This window comes from Pseudarthrobacter sp. L1SW (assembly GCF_020809045.1).
GTDB lineage: Bacteria > Actinomycetota > Actinomycetes > Actinomycetales > Micrococcaceae > Arthrobacter.
In genome coordinates, this window is record NZ_CP078079.1 from 655,963 (window position 1) to 671,557 (window position 15,595).

At 65.8% G+C, this 15,595-nt stretch carries 15 protein-coding genes; 10 read left to right on the forward strand and 5 right to left on the reverse strand.

Annotated features, from left to right (window positions below):
* Window positions 1–139: 139 nt before the first annotated feature.
* Window positions 140–1,666, reverse strand: coding sequence for an FAD-dependent oxidoreductase (locus tag KTR40_RS03175; RefSeq protein WP_228405251.1), 1,527 nt, complete (start codon window positions 1,664–1,666; stop codon window positions 140–142).
* A 188-nt stretch (window positions 1,667–1,854) separates the two neighbouring features.
* On the opposite strand from KTR40_RS03175, the gene KTR40_RS03180 reads away from it, so the two are divergent.
* The gene (locus KTR40_RS03180; RefSeq protein ID WP_139027983.1) at window positions 1,855–2,316 is read left to right on the forward strand and encodes a DUF4383 domain-containing protein; all 462 of its coding nucleotides are present in this window, start codon (window positions 1,855–1,857) and stop codon (window positions 2,314–2,316) included.
* An 88-nt stretch (window positions 2,317–2,404) separates the two neighbouring features.
* On the opposite strand, the gene KTR40_RS03185 is transcribed toward KTR40_RS03180, so the two are convergent.
* The 3 genes from KTR40_RS03185 to KTR40_RS03195 form a co-directional block, all read right to left on the reverse strand.
* Window positions 2,405–3,058 carry a DUF4232 domain-containing protein gene (locus tag KTR40_RS03185; protein WP_228405252.1) on the reverse strand — a complete coding sequence of 218 codons (654 nt, stop codon included), beginning with the start codon at window positions 3,056–3,058 and terminating at the stop codon, window positions 2,405–2,407.
* A gap of 108 nt (window positions 3,059–3,166) precedes the next feature.
* Window positions 3,167–3,880 (reverse strand): YcnI family protein, encoded by a 714-nt coding sequence (locus KTR40_RS03190; protein WP_139027945.1) that lies wholly within the window; start codon window positions 3,878–3,880, stop codon window positions 3,167–3,169.
* Window positions 3,881–3,958: 78 nt separating this feature from the next.
* Window positions 3,959–4,630, reverse strand: coding sequence for a hypothetical protein (locus tag KTR40_RS03195; RefSeq protein ID WP_228405253.1), 672 nt, complete (start codon window positions 4,628–4,630; stop codon window positions 3,959–3,961).
* Window positions 4,631–4,795: 165 nt separating this feature from the next.
* Between KTR40_RS03195 and KTR40_RS03200 the strand changes: the two genes are divergently transcribed.
* On the forward strand, window positions 4,796–5,140 hold the full coding sequence (locus KTR40_RS03200) for a hypothetical protein (RefSeq protein WP_139027947.1): 345 nt from the start codon (window positions 4,796–4,798) through the stop codon (window positions 5,138–5,140).
* Window positions 5,141–5,227: 87 nt separating this feature from the next.
* Here the strand turns inward: KTR40_RS03200 and KTR40_RS03205 are convergent, their stop codons facing one another.
* Window positions 5,228–6,280, reverse strand: coding sequence for a LacI family DNA-binding transcriptional regulator (locus KTR40_RS03205; RefSeq protein ID WP_139027948.1), 1,053 nt, complete (start codon window positions 6,278–6,280; stop codon window positions 5,228–5,230).
* A gap of 203 nt (window positions 6,281–6,483) precedes the next feature.
* Between KTR40_RS03205 and KTR40_RS03210 the strand changes: the two genes are divergently transcribed.
* From KTR40_RS03210 to KTR40_RS03245, 8 genes are read left to right on the forward strand one after another with little or no spacing between them, the layout of a single operon-like run.
* The gene (locus tag KTR40_RS03210) at window positions 6,484–7,842 is read left to right on the forward strand and encodes an ABC transporter substrate-binding protein (RefSeq protein WP_171058908.1); all 1,359 of its coding nucleotides are present in this window, start codon (window positions 6,484–6,486) and stop codon (window positions 7,840–7,842) included.
* A 6-nt stretch (window positions 7,843–7,848) separates the two neighbouring features.
* The gene (locus KTR40_RS03215) at window positions 7,849–8,862 is read left to right on the forward strand and encodes a carbohydrate ABC transporter permease (protein ID WP_139027949.1); all 1,014 of its coding nucleotides are present in this window, start codon (window positions 7,849–7,851) and stop codon (window positions 8,860–8,862) included.
* Entirely contained in the window at window positions 8,859–9,782 is a 924-nt protein-coding gene (locus KTR40_RS03220) for a carbohydrate ABC transporter permease (protein ID WP_139027950.1), read from the forward strand. Before KTR40_RS03215 ends, KTR40_RS03220 begins: the two co-directional genes overlap by 4 nt.
* Before the next feature lie 2 nt (window positions 9,783–9,784).
* Entirely contained in the window at window positions 9,785–10,633 is an 849-nt protein-coding gene (locus KTR40_RS03225) for a sugar phosphate isomerase/epimerase (protein WP_139027951.1), read from the forward strand.
* Complete coding sequence (locus KTR40_RS03230) at window positions 10,630–11,796, forward strand: Gfo/Idh/MocA family protein (RefSeq protein ID WP_139027952.1); 1,167 nt, start codon at window positions 10,630–10,632, stop codon at window positions 11,794–11,796. Before KTR40_RS03225 ends, KTR40_RS03230 begins: the two co-directional genes overlap by 4 nt.
* A 4-nt stretch (window positions 11,797–11,800) precedes the next feature.
* Entirely contained in the window at window positions 11,801–12,706 is a 906-nt protein-coding gene (locus KTR40_RS03235; RefSeq protein ID WP_228405254.1) for a sugar phosphate isomerase/epimerase, read from the forward strand.
* 4 nt (window positions 12,707–12,710) lie between these two features.
* Complete coding sequence (gene uxaC / locus KTR40_RS03240; protein ID WP_228405255.1) at window positions 12,711–14,111, forward strand: glucuronate isomerase; 1,401 nt, start codon at window positions 12,711–12,713, stop codon at window positions 14,109–14,111.
* Window positions 14,108–15,514, forward strand: a complete 1,407-nt coding sequence (locus tag KTR40_RS03245) for a mannitol dehydrogenase family protein (protein WP_228405256.1) — start codon at window positions 14,108–14,110, stop codon at window positions 15,512–15,514. Before uxaC ends, KTR40_RS03245 begins: the two co-directional genes overlap by 4 nt.
* The last annotated feature ends 81 nt before the right edge of the window (window positions 15,515–15,595 follow it).

The following is a 15,595-nucleotide window of genomic DNA, read 5'->3' on the forward strand; positions in this document are numbered from 1 at the left end:
ACGCCACCGACAGTCCAAGCGGTGCCCACCCGGCCGCGGGTCCGCTGGAGAGCTGCCAGGCCGCCGGAAACTTCCGCGACCTTGCAGCACTCCAGCGACTTCGGTTCCGGGCGGGATGCCGGCGTCTCCAACGCCGGGTTCAAGCCTTTCCTGCGGCCGGGAGGTCCTTGGTGGCGGGACCTTCCAGGAGTTTCCCGTCGCTGCCGAAACGGGAGCCGTGCAGCGGGCAGTCCCACGTCAGCTCGCTGTCATTCCAGTGCAGGATCCCGCCGAGGTGGGTGCACACGGCGGACAGTTTGCACGTGGTGCCGGCGACGGTGGACACGGCCACGGGCTTGGGTCCCTCCCGGTAGACCTTCCCCTCGCCTTCGGCCGGAACAACAGGGGCGTGCTCAGCGGCCTGGTCCTTCTTGTCCTTCCGCAGGCCCTGGGCCGCCACCTGCCCCCAGCCGGAGGCCAGCTTGGCTGCCACTCCAGCATTAAGCGCGACGGCGGAGAGGGCGCCGGAGGGTGCGGTGACGCGGTGGTGGATGGTGTCGGCCCACGGCACGTTCCCGCCCAGGATGTCAGCGGAAATGCCGACGGCGGCGGCCACCGCGTTGGTCATGCCCCACTTGTTGTAGCCGGTGCCGAAGTAGATGTGGCCTTTGCCGCGGGGGAACTTGCCGAAGAAGGGCATGAGATTGGTCGGCAGGTAATCCTGCGCCGACCAGGTGTGGGTGGCCACCGCACCGGGATAGTGCTGCACGGCCCAGTCAAGGAGGCTGCCAAGGTGGTGTTTCTCGGACCGCGCCCGGCCAACGTGGTGTCCGTGCCCGCCCACAAGGAGCAGCCGGTGGCCGTCCATCTCATAGTCCCGCAGGGAATGGGTGGGTTGTTCCACCGAGAGGTACATTCCCGGCGGAGGCGCCTGGTCCTCCTGCAGCTGCAGCGCCGCGGCGTAGGAACGGCTGGGCGTGAGCTTGGCGAAGTACAGGCCGCGGTCCAGCACCGGGATGCCGGTGGCCAGCACAACCTCATTGGCCGTGACGCTGCCCTGTGCTGTGTGGACAGTTGCGGGCCCGGAGCCCGTAACGTCCTGCAGCCGCACGCCGCCCACAATCGACCCTCCCCGGCCGCGGATATCGGACACCAGCGTGTCCAGCACCAACATCGGGTTGATCTGGGCCTGGTCTGCCAGGCGCACGGCGCCGTGGACGGCGAACGGCAGGCCGGCGTCGCGCACGTATTCCATGTCCAGCCCGGCGGTGGTGCCCGCACTCACCTCTTCACGGAGCTTGTCCGTGCCCTGGGGCGATGCGGCGTAGGTGTAGGCATCCCTGCGCTCGTACGGCACCCCGTTCTCGTCGAGGTAGCGCAGCAGCCAGGCCTGGCCCTCCCGGTTGCCGTCGACATATGCCTGCACCTGCTTCTGCGAGTACTGGCGGGCGAGCTGCGACAGGAAAGTCCCCTGGAGCAGGGACACCTTGGCCGTGGTGTTTCCTGTGGTCACGGCACCGGGGTACCTGGCTTCCAGGACAAGCACCTTCTGCCCTGAGCGGGCCAGCAGGAGCGCCGTGACGAGGCCTGTGAGCCCGGCTCCCGCCACCACCGTGTCATAGCTGCTTCCGGGCTCGAACGGGTCTGTTGCGAAGGTGTCCGCCCGATCCAACCAAATCGACGTCATGCCTGCTCAGCCTGCCTTTTCTCCAGGCCCTGGTCGGGCCATTTGTGATGGGTCTGTTATGAATCCCCAGCTATCCGCGGCGTATTTGCTAAGTATACTTACGATGTCGGGGTTTAAGTCTATGGTCAGGTGGCAGCCCGGCAGCCACGGTGTGAACACAACGGCAAACAGGAGAGATCATGACAAGCATGAGTTCCGACGGTCGCACAGTAGGCCGAACCAACATTCAAAAGGCCGCCCTTGCAGTGGGTGCAGTCTTCCTCTTGGTGGGCCTCCTGGGATTCATCCCCGGCATCACCACCAACTACCAGGCACTGGGCTTCGCAGGACATGGCTCGGAGGCGATGCTGCTGGGCATCTTCCAGGTGTCGGTGCTCCATAACATCGTCCACCTGCTCTTCGGCGCGGCCGGCATCGCCATGGCCCGCAGTGCCGCGCAGTCCAGGAATTACCTGGTGGGAGGCGGCGCCATCTACCTGGTCCTCTGGATCTACGGCCTGCTGATCGGCAAGGACACCGCAGCGAACTTCGTCCCCGTGAACGTCGCGGACGACTGGCTGCACTTCGTCCTTGGCGTCGCCATGATTGGCCTGGGATTCGCCCTGTCGCGGGGTACCGCCCGCGCGGGACGCACCACCACAGCCCACTAGGCAAGCACCACAGCACAAAAAACTGCAGGCGGCCCGGCACGTGCCGGACCGCCTGCAGTTTTCTATGTGGACTTCGACGGGAAAGGCTTTAGGCCGGCTGGAACGGCCCAATTGTCAGCAGCGTGATCCCGGCATTGCTGCAGGCCCGTGTGGGCTGGGCCAGGAACAGGGATTCGGTGTCCTCGGGCGGGTAGATGCGGTACCCGGCCGCATCCACCATGGCGCAGTCAGAATAGTTTCCGGCCTGTGTGTAGCGCAGCACGGCGGAACCGGTCTGGCCGGGGGCCAGGAGGACGTCGGCCGGGGCCGTGCTTTCATCCCGGGTTGCGGGCGCTCCGATAGGGGCGCCGGCGCCGTCCGCCGCCAGGGAAACGCCGGCAAACCCTTGGAGGATGCACGGTTCTGAGCCGGTGTTGGTGAGGTTGAGCTTCATGTAGACGCTGCCGGCCGCCCCGCCCCCTGACGCATCGGTGGCAGCCGTAAGCCCTGCCGCCTTGCAGCGGGCCGGTGCCCCCGGCGCCGGGGTGTCGCTGCCGGGTGTTCCGGCGGACGACGGCGGTGCAGGCGTGGTGGGAGCGGCGGACGTTGCGTCCGGGCTGGCTGGGCTGGTGGCTGGGCCGGTGCCTCCTGACGGAGTAGTCTGCGCTTGTGATTGGCCTGGACTGCAGGCGCTGAGCATCAATGCTGCTGCCGCGGCAGCCGTGGACATGACCAACCCCTGGAAAATTCGCTGAGACCTCATGGCACCACCTTCGCCGCACCAGGTGTCCGCGTCAACAACGCCACGAGGCCGCAGGGCATTTTGATGCCCGGATCGTGATGATCCGGGCATCAAAGCGTCCCGTGGCGGCTACCGGGCCGGGGAGGCCGGCGCGTTGGTACGCCGTGCGGCGCTCCGGACGAACGCCGTGCCGCCCAGCACCAGCCCGCCGACCCCGGCCGCCAGCCCCGCCCAGCTGCGTGCGTCCGCCCCGCCGTCGGTTATTGCTGCGGTGTCCGTCCCGTGGCCGCCGCCCGCTGCCTCGGTGACAGTGACCGACGGCGCGGGAGCCTTCAGGGAGTGGGGGTCCTGGCCGTCCTTTGCGATCTCTGACCAGTCGGTCTGCCCCGTTTCGCAGGTCTGGAGGGTGGGGAAATACAGTGTTGTCCCCGCCGCATCCGGGAGTTTCACTGAGAGGACCAGGGTGTCCCTGAGCTGGTGTTCCAGGGGTGCCTTGGCTGTGTAGACCACCTGGCTGGTCCGCTTGGTGATGGAGGTGCCGTCGGCGAGTTTCCTGGGTTCGGCGAGCTGCTCGGTCACCTTCTCCACCGTCCAGTTGGGGTTGACCGTGGGCTGGGCATCGTTGAGTTCCGCCGGGAGGGTGATGGCCACCTTGGTGGTGCCCGACTCGTCGCAGCCGTGGGGGACCGCGAAGGTGAGCAGGGCATAGGAGTTGGCCGAGGTTTTGTCCGGCGTTACACCGACATGCGCGGCGGCACCGCCGGCGGCTGCCAGCAGGAGCGCGGCCGCACCGCCGGTTGCGGCGGAAGTTTTCAGGGCACGGCGAAGGAATGGGGTGTTCATGGTTGCCTTTCTGGCGCACGCCGGAACAGCCGGGGTGCGTAAGTTTTTTGGGTCCAGCGCCGGCAGGATCCGGCGGGGTCAGGAGGAAAGCGCGACGGCGGACGGCGGGCCGCGCCGGCTGTCCTGCCGGAGGTTGCGCCAGGGACGCAGCGGCACTGCGGAAGGTGCGAAAGGAACCAAAGGCGCGGCGCCGCCGTCGTACGCTGCCGGCCGGGGGAGCGCCACCAGGGGCCGAAGCCAGACAGCAAGCGCCCACAGCGCGTCCTCGCCCTTGGCGAGGAGGAGCGCGGACCCCAGCGTCGCCAGGATGTGGGCCGCAAGCATCAGGGGCCCGGACGTTGCCCCCGTCCCGTAGATCTCCGTCCCGTAGATCTCCGTCCCGTAGATCCCGGTCCCGTAGAGATGGTCCAGCACCGCCGGCAGCCCGGCGGCGCCGGACAGGTGGCTGGCATGGGGCGTGGCGGTGCCGGATCCGGCGGCGGCCGCGGGGACGCCGGCGGCAGCAAAGACCTCATGGAGCAACAGTTGCCCGCCTGCCAGGAGGGCCGCCGCGGCGGGGAACCGCAGCCGCAGGCGGGTCGCGGTGGTGCTGCCCAGTGCAGTCAATGCCAGCACCGCCAGCATGACGGTGGGCGCCGGCAGCGCGCCGCCGCCAGCCAGGTGTGCCCCGGCGGCCAGGGTCAGGATGGCCGTGGCCACCGCCGAGGCGCGGAGAAAGTGGAAGGGGATACGGGGACGGCGTGCATGCACGGACGGTCCCCCTCCCGGTCTGAAGTCAGTCGTACAGATTCTATCCGCGGCCTGCCCGTGCCTGTGGCGGCAGGGGGAGCCGAGCCCTGCCCCGCGGTATGTACCGCCTCTTCAGGGCCGGGTTAGACTGCCTGCGTAACTGTCGGCGATGTTGAGGAGAAGCTTATGGACTACACCGGAAGCCAGTCAGAGAAGGTTGTTCCCGCAGGTGAACTTGGCCGCAGCAACATCGGCCAAACCATCAGCTTCCAGCCCAATGAGTTCACCATCGTGTTTGGGAAGCTCGCCGGAATCGCCCGCACGGAGGCGATGGTCTACCTGTCCCTGAAGGGCGTTGGAAACGGCACGCACCTGAAGGATGAATACGACCTGCCGCTTAGCCACGACGTCTACGTTCCGGTGGACGTCATCACCAACGCTGAATCCACCATCAAGGACCTCTTCGGCAAGGTGCAGGAAAACCTGCGCGGAGCGGGCCACAAGGGCGAGGACAGGACGGACCGCCTCTAGCGGGAACACGCGTCGATTGCTCCGTACCTGCCGTTTAGGTCCTTGAAAACGGCAGGTACGGAGCAGTCGACGGGGCGGCCGCCCCGATCAAGCCCGTGCAGGCCCCGTGGATGCCCGCACCGTAAGGTGCGTGGGCATCACGGCAAGCTGCCGGCTGGAGCGGCCGGGAACGGGATTGAGCTGGGAAAGCAGCATGGATACCGCCACGCGGCCGGCCTGCTCGATGGGACTGGCGATGGTGGTCAGCGGGGGGTTGCAGAAGTCCGCTCCGAAGATGTCATCCGATCCGACGATGCTGATGTCCTCCGGTACGCGGATTCCGCGCTCACGAAGCCGCTGGAGCATTCCGATTGCCAGGAGGTCATTGAACACGATGCACGCCGTGGCGCCGGTGCGTACCGCCGCGTCTGCCGCAGCTGCACCGGAGGTGGTTTTGGGCGTGAAGGGACCGATGCGGTGGGTCTCCATTCCGCGTTTGGATGATTCCTCCTCGAAGACCTTCCACCGCGCCCGGTTGGACCAGGATGTGGGCGGGCCGCTGACGTAGCAGATGCGGTGGTGGCCCAGCGACGCAAGGTGCTCCAGGGCCTGGATGATCGCGGAGGGCGTGTCGATGACCACCGTGGGAGCGCTGGTGGACGCCCGGTTGATCGTCACCAGCGGCTGGGTCTCGGACACCTCGGCCAGTTGCGCATCGGTCAAACGCGAGGCCGCAAGGATGAAGCCGTCGGCAGACCGCCTCATCTTGTGAAGCGCTTCAAGCTCCATTTCGTTGGATTCCTCGGTATCCACCAGGAGCTGCGTATACCCCGCCGCCTTGAGCTGGTGTTGGGTGCCGCGGATGATGTCGAAGTAGAACGGGTTCGTAATGTCCGGCACGAGGACGGCGACGGCGTTGGTGCGCCCCGAGCTCAGCCCCTGCGCCTGCGAGCTGGGCACGTAGTTCAGCTGCGCCGCCGCCGCCTCAATGCGTTCCCTGGTGTGGCGGTTGACCCGGTCGGGCTTGGAGAGCGCCCGCGAAACCGTTGATGTGGCCACTCCCGCGAGTTGGGCGACGTCCCGGATTGTTGGAAGTTTTTCCGCGGCCGCGCGTCCTTCCCCCGCCCCTTCGGTGCGTGATCCCGTCGTTTCCGCAGTCATTGGCCCAGTCCTTTCGTGCCGAGAAAGTACCCGGTCCTTCATCCACGGTGGAATCGCGGTAACTCAATGGAAACATCTTTTGGCAACTTTTGGCAACCGCTTGCCGCACGAGTTGCCAGCTCCCTAGACTGAGTTCCGAATCGCCTGCAGTGATGCGCGCCACTAGACGTTGTGGCCATGTGGGTGTCCAAGAGGAGAAAACAATGAGGTTTAAATCGTCTTCCGGGCTCGCGGCAATCGTTACGGCTGCGGCATTGGCATTAACCGGCTGCGGCGGCGGCTCCGGCACTACTGACTCTTCAACAAACGCTGACGGAAAGGTGGACGGAACGGGCAAGACCCTCAACGTCCTCGTCGGTGTATTGAGCCAATACCCGGAACAGCAGAAGCAGTGGCAAAGCGACATCGCCGCCAAGTTCAAGGCCGAAACCGGTGCCGAGGTGAAATTCGAGACCTTTGCCTCGGCCAACGATGAGCTCACCCGCATCCAGACGTCGGTTGTCTCAGGCCAGGGCCCCGACATCTACGGCCTGGGCACCACCTTCACGCCGACTGCCTACGCCACAAAGGCATTTGTAACCCTGTCCGACGACGACTGGAAGAAGGTGGGCGGCAAGGACCGGTTCAACAAGGCTGCGCTGGGGATCTCCGGCCCGGACGAGCAGAACCAGGCCGGCATTCCGTTCGTCAGCCGTCCGTTCGTGATGGCGTACAACAAGGAACTGCTGGCTGCCGCCGGAATTGAAAAGCCCGCCACCAGTTGGGATGAGCTCGCGGAGCAGGCGAAGAAGATGACCAAGGACGGCGTCTACGGCCTGGCCACCGGATACAAGGACAACTTCGACCCTTGGAAGTTCATCTGGGCGATGGCCGTCCAGGCGGGCAACCCGATCGTGGACGGCAACAAGCTCAAGCTTGATGACCCCACCGTCAAGAAGGCCTACGAAACCTACTTCGGCTGGTTGACGGAGGACAAGATCGTTGACCCGGCCTCCGTGGGTTGGAACAACAGCAACGCCGTTGCGGCCTTTGCCAGCGGCAAGGCCGGCTACCTGATGATGACCACCTCAAGCTCCCTGCCAACCCTTGAGAAATCAGCCGTCGCGGGCAAGTACGAGTACGCGCTGATGCCTACCACCCCTCCGGGCGAGTCCAGCTCCAAGAATGAGGACGCAGCAAGCATCCTGTCCGGCGACAACCTGGTGGTAGCGGACTACTCGAAGGAGAAAGACCTGGCCTTCGCGTACATCAAGCTCATCACCTCCAAAGAGGAGCAGCTGAACTACCAGAAGATCTTCGGTGACCTGCCGGCCAACGCGGAGGCCCTGAAGGAGCTGGGCGGAAACCCGAAGCTCAAGCCCATCACCGACGCTGCCGCGAAGTCCAAGGCAACGCCCTTCACGGGAGCCTGGGGAGACATCCAGCTTGGCCTGTTGAACGTCACGGTCCAGTCCGTCCCGGACCTTGCCGCCGGCAAGGTGGACAGTGCAGCCCTCGAAGCACGCATCAAGGATTCGCAGAGCAAGGGCCAGGCTTCCCTGGACCGGGCCTCCAAGGGATAAGTTCTGATGTCAACCGACGCTTCCAATGAAGTCCGGCTTGCGGCGGAGTCCGCCGCAAGCCGGGCGGCACACTCCACCGCTGACGTAGCCGGCCACGAGCCGGGCGGGCAGAAAATCCCGCGACGCAAAGGCCTCAGCGAACGCAACCGACCCCTGTGGATGCTGATCCCGGGCGGAGCGCTGATGATCATCATCATCGTCCTGCCGCTGTTGCTGGGCATCTACATGTCCACCCTCAACCTGGACCAGTACACCCTCCGCAAGTGGGTCAGCTCGCCCTTCATCGGCGTCGAAAACTTCGTCGAAGCCCTGACCTCCTCACCCCTCCTCCACGCCACCTGGCTCAGCGTCAGCTACTCCCTGCTGGCAATGGTGGTGACCCTGCCGCTGGGCATAGCTGCCGCCGTCGCTACGCAGAACGCGTTCAAGGGACGGGCCGTGATCCGGTCCATCTTCCTGATCCCCTACGTGCTCCCGTCGTTCGTGGTGGCGACCATCTGGCGCACCATGTTCCAGCCGGACGGCATCGTGGACAAGGCCCTGGGGACCGTCGGCATCGAGGCTGGCCTCTGGCTGAACGGACCGCAGACCTTCTGGACGCTGGTGCTGGTCCAGATCTGGGCTTCCTGGCCTTTCATCTACCTGCTCGCACTGTCCGGGCTGCAGTCCGTTGACCATGAGGTCCACGAGGCATCAGCGCTGGACGGCGCACTGTGGTGGAACAAGTTGCGCTACGTGATCTTCCCCTACCTGAAGGGACCGCTCGCGCTCGCGTTCCTGATCGGCATGCTGCACCACATCAACAACTTCACGCTTCCCTACGTCCTGTTTGGAGTTCCGGCCCCTGCAGACGTGGAAGTCCTGCCGATCCTTACGTACGTCACCAGCTTCCAAAGCTTCCGTTTCGGGCTGAGCGCTGCCATGGCCTTCGTTTCCCTGGTCCTGATCGCCATTCCGCTGTTTGTCTACCTGCGCGCCGTCAAGCTCGACGACGCCGAGTCACCTGGAGCCAAGAAATGAGCACCTCCACTGCCACCCGGCGGAGTACGGCAACCGCGGACATGCCGCGTCCGGGATCCAAGCGCCAGCACGAAGTCCTGCGGCTGCTCCCGGGGCCTTTGCTCGCGATCATCCTGGTGTTCCTCGGGGCCCTGGTCCTGATTCCCGTGTTCTACATCTTCCTGGCGTCCGTGAACTCGGACATCGGTGTGGCCAACGGCGAATTCTGGCCTTCGAGCTTCACCCTTGAGAACTACTCGAAGATCTGGACCAGCGTCGGACTGGCCACGGGACTTGCCAACAGCGTCCTGGTGGCGGGTGCAACGGCAGTTGTGTCCGCAGCGTTGTCCGTCTCAACAGCGTTCGTCCTGGTCCGCTACAGCTTCCGGGGCCGCCTCACCATCCTGCGCGGCCTCCTTGCACTGCAGTCAGTGCCGGGGACCCTGATGGTGCTGCCGGTGTTCGTCCTGTTCTCCTCGGCCTCCACCTACCTGGGCATCCAGGTCATCGGAACCCAATGGGGACTCTTTGTCACCTACCTGACGTTCGCCATGCCGTTCTCCACCTGGGTCATGGTCACCTACCTGCGCGGGCTTCCCAAGGAACTCGAGGAAGCGGCAAGGATCGATGGCGCAAGCAACCTGGGCGTGCTGTTCAGGATCATCCTTCCCCTGAGCTGGCCCGGCATCGTGGTCTCCGGCATCTTCGCTTTCCTGCTGGGATGGAATGACGTCCTGTTTGCTTCCGTCATGACCCGACCGGAAAGCCAGACCGCGGCAGTGGCACTGCAGATCTTCGGTGCTTCCCAGGAAGGCGGCGCCATTCCGTTCTACGGCCAGATGATGGCAGCGGCCCTGGTATGTGCCGCCCCCGTAGTCATTCTTTACCTGATTTTCCAGCGTTATCTAGTGGGCGGACTCACCGCCGGAGGAGTTAAGTAACCATGGTTCCAGCCACCCAGGTCTCGTGGGCCCTGTCCGGATTCGGAGACGAAATCGACGACGACCCCGCCGTGCAGATCGCGGTGCTGCAGGCACTCGGTGCCAATCACATCGAGGTGCGCAGCGCGTGGGGCACCAACATCGTGGACCTGTCCGATGACCAGCTCGCGGCACTCGCCGGGCTGCTCAAGGACAAGGGCATGCAGGTTTCCGCGATTGCCTCTCCGATCGGCAAGGTGGACGTCAGCCTCCCCGTGGAACACGAAGTGGAGCGCCTGCGGCGGGCAGCAAATGCTGCCAAGGTCCTGGGTGCAAAGTACATCCGGATCTTCTCCTTCTATTACGGCGAGTCCGTTCCGGTGGAGAGCATCCGTGACGCCGTCATCGAGCGGATGCGCGCGCTCGCCGCCGTCGCCGAAGAAGAGGGCGTGGTCCTGCTGCACGAAAATGAAAAAGACATCTTCGGGGACGTTCCGGACCGCGTGCTGGACATCATCGAAAGCGTAGGCTCGCCTGCGCTGAAAGTGGCGTGGGACGCGGCCAACTTCGTGCAGGTGGGCGTGAAGCCCTTTGACGAGGCCTACGCGAAGCTGCGCCCGCACCTGGAATACCTCCAGGTCAAGGATGCCCTGTTCTCCAACGGACATGTGGTCCCGGCAGGGGAGGGCGACGGCGACGTGCTGCGCACCGTCGAAGCGCTGAAGGCCGACGGCTTCACCGGCTTCGCTTCCCTGGAGCCGCATCTTGCCGGCGCCCACGGCCTCGGCGGTTTCTCCGGCCCCACAGCTTTCGGTATTGCTGCCCGGGCCTTTGCAAAAGTCACAGCGGAAGCAGGAGTGCAGACAGTATGAGTGAGACGTTGAAGGTTGCCATCACGGGTTGCGGCGTCATCGGCCGCACCCACGCGGTTGCCCTGCAGGAGTTCCCCGGGGCCAGCATTGTGGCGCTGGTGGACGCTATCCCGGACGCCGCTGTTGCCCTTGCCGACTTCATCGAAAAGAGCGGACGCCCCAGGCCCTCCGTGCACGCGTCCATCGCGGACGCCTTTGCCGCGACGGACATCGACCTGGTGGCGCTGGCCACCCCCAGCGGCCTGCACATCCAGCAGGGCCTGGAAGTCCTCGCGGCCGGCAAGCACGTTGTCATCGAAAAACCCCTTGACGTGGACCTGAGCCGCGCGCAGGAGATCGAGGCGGCAGCGAATGACGCCGCCCGCCGCGGGGTGGTCGCTTCGGTCATCAGCCAGCACCGCTTTGACCAGGCCAGCGTTGCGGTTGCGGACGCCGTGGCCAAAGGCCGGTTCGGCCGGCTGACCTCTGCCATAGCCTCTGTTGCCTGGTGGCGCGGGCAGGGCTATTACGATTCCGGTGACTGGCGGGGCACCTGGTCAATGGACGGCGGTGGCGCCTTGATGAACCAGGGCGTCCACACCGTTGACCTGCTGCTGTGGTTCATGGGCAGGCCCGTGGAAATCCACGCGCACACAGCCCGCCTGGCACACGAACGGATCGAGGTGGAGGACACCGCCGTCGCCACCGTGACCTTCGAAAACGGCGGCCTGGCAGTGCTGCACGCCACCACCGCCGCATACCCTGGCCTGACGGTACGGGTGCAGCTGATGGGCTCGGAAGGCTCCGCCGTGGTGGACAACGACCAACTGCACTACTTCCACGCCAAGGACGACGGCGGCCCTTCCGCGGACATGGGGCTGCAGGGCGGAGGCAACCAGGCGCAGGAAGAACTGGCCAAGTACCCGGCAGAGGACTACGAGGCCAAGGACCCCACGGTGTACCCGGCCGGACACATCCGCCAGTACCGCGACATCCTTGGGGCCATCACCGAAGGCCGCCGGCCCGGCGTCACCGTCAGCGATGCAGTCAACGCCCTGGCCACCGTGCGTGCCGTCTACGTGTCCGCCACGCTCAACCAGGCAGTCCTCTTCGACGACGTCCTGGCCGGCAAGTACAACGACCTTGAGGTCCGCACCGGCTCCACTGCGACAGAAAGCGCCTGAAGCAATGAAATTTTCAGTATTCACAGCGTCCACGCCCGACTGGACTCCCGAGGAAGCCGTAACCCACCTTTCGGGCCAAGGCTGGGACGGCATCGAGTGGCGGATCACGGACCAGGCCGAGGCGCCCGAACCCGGTTTCTGGGCCGGCAACAAAGCGACGATCCCCCTGACCGGCCTTGAGGACAACCTGGGGCGGGTTGCCACGATCACCCGCGACGCCGGCCTGGAGTTCTCCGGAATAGGCGGCTACGCGCGGTGCGACAACCACGACGACGTCGAGCGCATGCTGGCAGCTACGGCCGCCTTGGGCGCGGGCCAGGTCCGCGTCACCACACTTCCGCTGGGAACGGCGGAATGGGGCACTGAGGCGCCCAGCGGGATTCCTTATCCGGCCCTGTTCGAGGCGGCGCGCCGTGACTTCGAATGGGTGGCTGAACGGGCCGCCCACCACGGCGTCAAGGCACTCGTGGAGCTGCACCACCGCACCATCACGGCGTCGGCGTCCTCGGCGCGGCGCCTGCTGGAGGGCCTGGACCCCCGGCACGTGGGGGTCATCCACGACCTCGGCAACCTGCTGATCGAGGGCCAGGAAGACTACCTTCCTGCCTTCGAACTGCTGGGGGAATACCTGGCACACATCCATGTCAAGAACGCCGTCTGGGTCCGCCAGGACACAACGGACGAATCCGGTGCAGCCGTGTTCCGCAACGAGTGGGCGCCGCTCCAGTCGGGACAGGGAAGCGTCCTCGAATACTTCAAGGCGCTGGCGGCCCATGGCTATGACGGTTGGGTGACGGTGGAAGACTTCTCCACGGAGCTGCCCCTTGCTGAGCGCACTGCCGGCAATCTTGACTACCTGCGGCGTACGGCGGCCATCGCCGGGCTCACTGCAGGGGCCGGGGCGCGCTGACGCCATGGCGCATTCAATAGCAGCCCACCCTGACAGGCTCCTGCCCGCAGAACCCGGCGTGCGGGAGATTGCCCGTTCGCTCTACAACCTCGTTGCCGGCCTCCCGATCATCTCCCCGCATGGACACGTTGATGCCGGGGTCATCGAACAAAACCTGCCCTTTCCGGATCCCGCCGCGCTGCTGGTCACCCCGGACCACTACGTGACCCGCCTGGTCCACGCGGGCGGCGTCCCGATGGACCAGTTGGGCCTGGGCAGCTCCGCCGCGGACTCCCGGCAGGTCTGGCGCAACTTTTGTGCCGCATGGCCCGCCTTTGAGGGAACGGCTTCCGGATACTGGATCCGGCAGGAATTCGAGCACGTGTTCGGTGTGCACCAGGAGCCCACGGCCGAGAACGCCGACCGGATCTATGACGCGATCTCGGCCAAGCTTGCCGAACCCGGCTTCCGGCCCAGGCAGCTGTTCAAGGAATTCAACATCGAGGTGTTGGCCACCACCGATGATCCGCTGGACACGCTGGACAGCCACGCGGCCCTGGCCAAGGACCAGGCCTTCGCCGGGCGCGTCCTGCCCACCTTCCGGCCGGACCAGTACCTCAACATCGCCCATCCGGCCTGGCAGGACAATGTGGAGCGGCTCATTGCTGCCGGCGGGGGCGGTTCGGGGTATGCCGGCTACATCAGTGCGCTGGAGTCACGGCGCCGCCACTTTGTGGAGAACGGGGCCGTGTCCGCCGACCATGGCGTCCGCACACCGGCCACCCTGAAGCTGGAGCACGCCGACGCGGAACGGCTGTTCGAGCGTGCGCGGGCGGGGAATGCGACGCCGGAGGACCGCGACGCTTTCGAAGCCCACATGATGTACCAGATGGCACGGATGTCCGTGGAGGACGGGTTGGTCATGACCATCCACCCAGGTTCGTACCGCAACCACCATGGCCCTACGTTCGAGGCATACGGCGCGGATACTGGCCACGACATTCCCTTCGCCGTGAACTACACCGAGGCCATCCGGCCCCTGCTGCAGGACTTCGGCACGGCCAAGGACTTCCACTTGGTGCTGTTCACCTTGGACGAGACGGTGTTCTCGCGGGAGCTGGCGCCGCTGGCGGGATTCTACCCTTCCGTCTACATCGGTGCCCCGTGGTGGTTCCTCGACGCGCCGGATGCCATGCTGCGTTTCCGCGCAGCGGTGACGGAAACCGCCGGTTTCTCACGCTCCTCGGGATTCATCGATGACACACGGGCCTTCTGCTCCATCCCGGCGCGCCACGACACGTCACGCCGGATCGAGTCGGCTTTCCTGGCACGCCTGGTAGCCGAGCACCGCATCAGCGAAGAACGCGCCCGTGAACTGATCGTGGACATCGTGGATTCATCCCCGCGAAGGGTCTTCAAGCTGTGAGCGCTACAGAAGTTCCCGTGCTGAACCGGTCGCTGGTCAACGCTCCGAAGGCACCGGTCCGGATTGTCCACCTTGGACTCGGAGCGTTCCACCGCTCGCACCAGGCCTGGTACACCCAGCATGCCGGTGACGGGGCCGAGTGGGGTATCGCGGCGTTCACCGGACGGCGGCCTGATGCTGCCGTGGCGCTCGCAGCGCAGGACGGCTTGTTCACCCTGGTTGAGCGTGCCGACGGCGGGGACTCCTTTGCGGTTGTCGGCAGCATCGTGGAGGCCGTGGACGGCGCCGACGTGCGGCGACTGGCGGATCTGGTGGCCGCCCCGGGTACCGCCGTCATCACGCTGACGATTACGGAAGCCGCCTACGGCATCGGGTCCGACGGCCAGCTGGACCGCACCGCGCCCGACGTGGCTGCCGACCTCGCCTTGCTCGCATCCGGCAAGGGACAACCGACGACGCCGCTGGGCCGCCTCGTGTTCGCCCTTGCCGCCCGCCGGGCTGCTTCTGCAGGACCGCTCGCCGTGGTCTGCTGCGACAACCTCGCCCACAACGGCAGCATCGCCCACCACGCCATCACGGGCATGGCCGAAGCCTGGGACGCGGACCTGGCCGGATGGATCGATGCCAACGTCAGCTTTGTCAGCACCTCGGTGGACCGCATAACACCACGCACCACGGAGGCTGACATCGCGGCCGTCCAGGCCGCCTGTGGCTACCGCGACACGTCGCCGGTGGTGGCGGAGCCCTTCGCCAACTGGGTGCTCAGCGGGGACTTTCCCGCCGGGCGTCCGCACTGGGAAGACGCCGGTGCCGTGTTCGTGGACCACATCGAACCCTATGAGAACCGCAAACTCTGGCTTTTGAATGGTGCCCACTCCCTGCTCGCGTATGCCGGCCAACTCCGCGGCCATACCACCGTGGCGGAGGCCCTGGCGGACCCGCGCTGCCTGCAGGCGGTGGAGGCCTTCTGGGACGAGGCCGAAACCAACTTGAGGGACATGGAGGGTGATGGAGTCGATCTCCAGATCCCGGCCTACCGCGCCGCCTTGCTGGCGCGGTTCCGGAACGCCCGGATTGCCCACCACTTGGCGCAGATCGCAATGGACGGCAGCACGAAGCTGCGGATGAGGGCCGTCCCCGTGATACTGGCGGAGCGTGCCGCCGGGCGGTCGGGCGCAGCCGCTGCGCTGATGATCGCTGCGTGGCTGGACTACACGGTTGGCGGCCCGGTTCAGGATCCGCTTGCCGGCGAGGTGGCAGCAGCGAACTCACTGACCGGCAGGGAGCGGATCCGTGCCCTCGTGGCCTTGGTGGACCCTGCCCTCGCCGGGGACGCCGCCGCAGTGGAGTTGATCGAAGGCCTGTGTGGGACTTTTCAACCGCGGGCTGCTGTCCCGCGGTAGCCGTGGACAAACACGTACTCCTGCCCGGGTCCCGGAACCATTCGGGACCCGGGCTGTTGTGTGCTGATGAAGTTTCAAGTA

What these genes read in the sequence shown, in the direction of transcription:
- uxaC (WP_228405255.1), top strand. Translation starts at nt 12,711, where the DNA reads ATGGCGCATTCAATAGCAGCCCACCCTGACAGGCTCCTGCCCGCAGAA.
- KTR40_RS03175 (WP_228405251.1), bottom strand. Translation starts at nt 1,666, where the DNA reads ATGACGTCGATTTGGTTGGATCGGGCGGACACCTTCGCAACAGACCCG.
- KTR40_RS03230 (WP_139027952.1), top strand. Translation starts at nt 10,630, where the DNA reads ATGAGTGAGACGTTGAAGGTTGCCATCACGGGTTGCGGCGTCATCGGC.
- KTR40_RS03225 (WP_139027951.1), top strand. Translation starts at nt 9,785, where the DNA reads ATGGTTCCAGCCACCCAGGTCTCGTGGGCCCTGTCCGGATTCGGAGAC.
- KTR40_RS03210 (WP_171058908.1), top strand. Translation starts at nt 6,484, where the DNA reads ATGAGGTTTAAATCGTCTTCCGGGCTCGCGGCAATCGTTACGGCTGCG.
- KTR40_RS03185 (WP_228405252.1), bottom strand. Translation starts at nt 3,058, where the DNA reads ATGAGGTCTCAGCGAATTTTCCAGGGGTTGGTCATGTCCACGGCTGCC.
- KTR40_RS03190 (WP_139027945.1), bottom strand. Translation starts at nt 3,880, where the DNA reads ATGAACACCCCATTCCTTCGCCGTGCCCTGAAAACTTCCGCCGCAACC.
- KTR40_RS03180 (WP_139027983.1), top strand. Translation starts at nt 1,855, where the DNA reads ATGAGTTCCGACGGTCGCACAGTAGGCCGAACCAACATTCAAAAGGCC.
- KTR40_RS03220 (WP_139027950.1), top strand. Translation starts at nt 8,859, where the DNA reads ATGAGCACCTCCACTGCCACCCGGCGGAGTACGGCAACCGCGGACATG.
- KTR40_RS03215 (WP_139027949.1), top strand. Translation starts at nt 7,849, where the DNA reads ATGTCAACCGACGCTTCCAATGAAGTCCGGCTTGCGGCGGAGTCCGCC.
- KTR40_RS03200 (WP_139027947.1), top strand. Translation starts at nt 4,796, where the DNA reads ATGGACTACACCGGAAGCCAGTCAGAGAAGGTTGTTCCCGCAGGTGAA.
- KTR40_RS03235 (WP_228405254.1), top strand. Translation starts at nt 11,801, where the DNA reads ATGAAATTTTCAGTATTCACAGCGTCCACGCCCGACTGGACTCCCGAG.
- KTR40_RS03205 (WP_139027948.1), bottom strand. Translation starts at nt 6,280, where the DNA reads ATGACTGCGGAAACGACGGGATCACGCACCGAAGGGGCGGGGGAAGGA.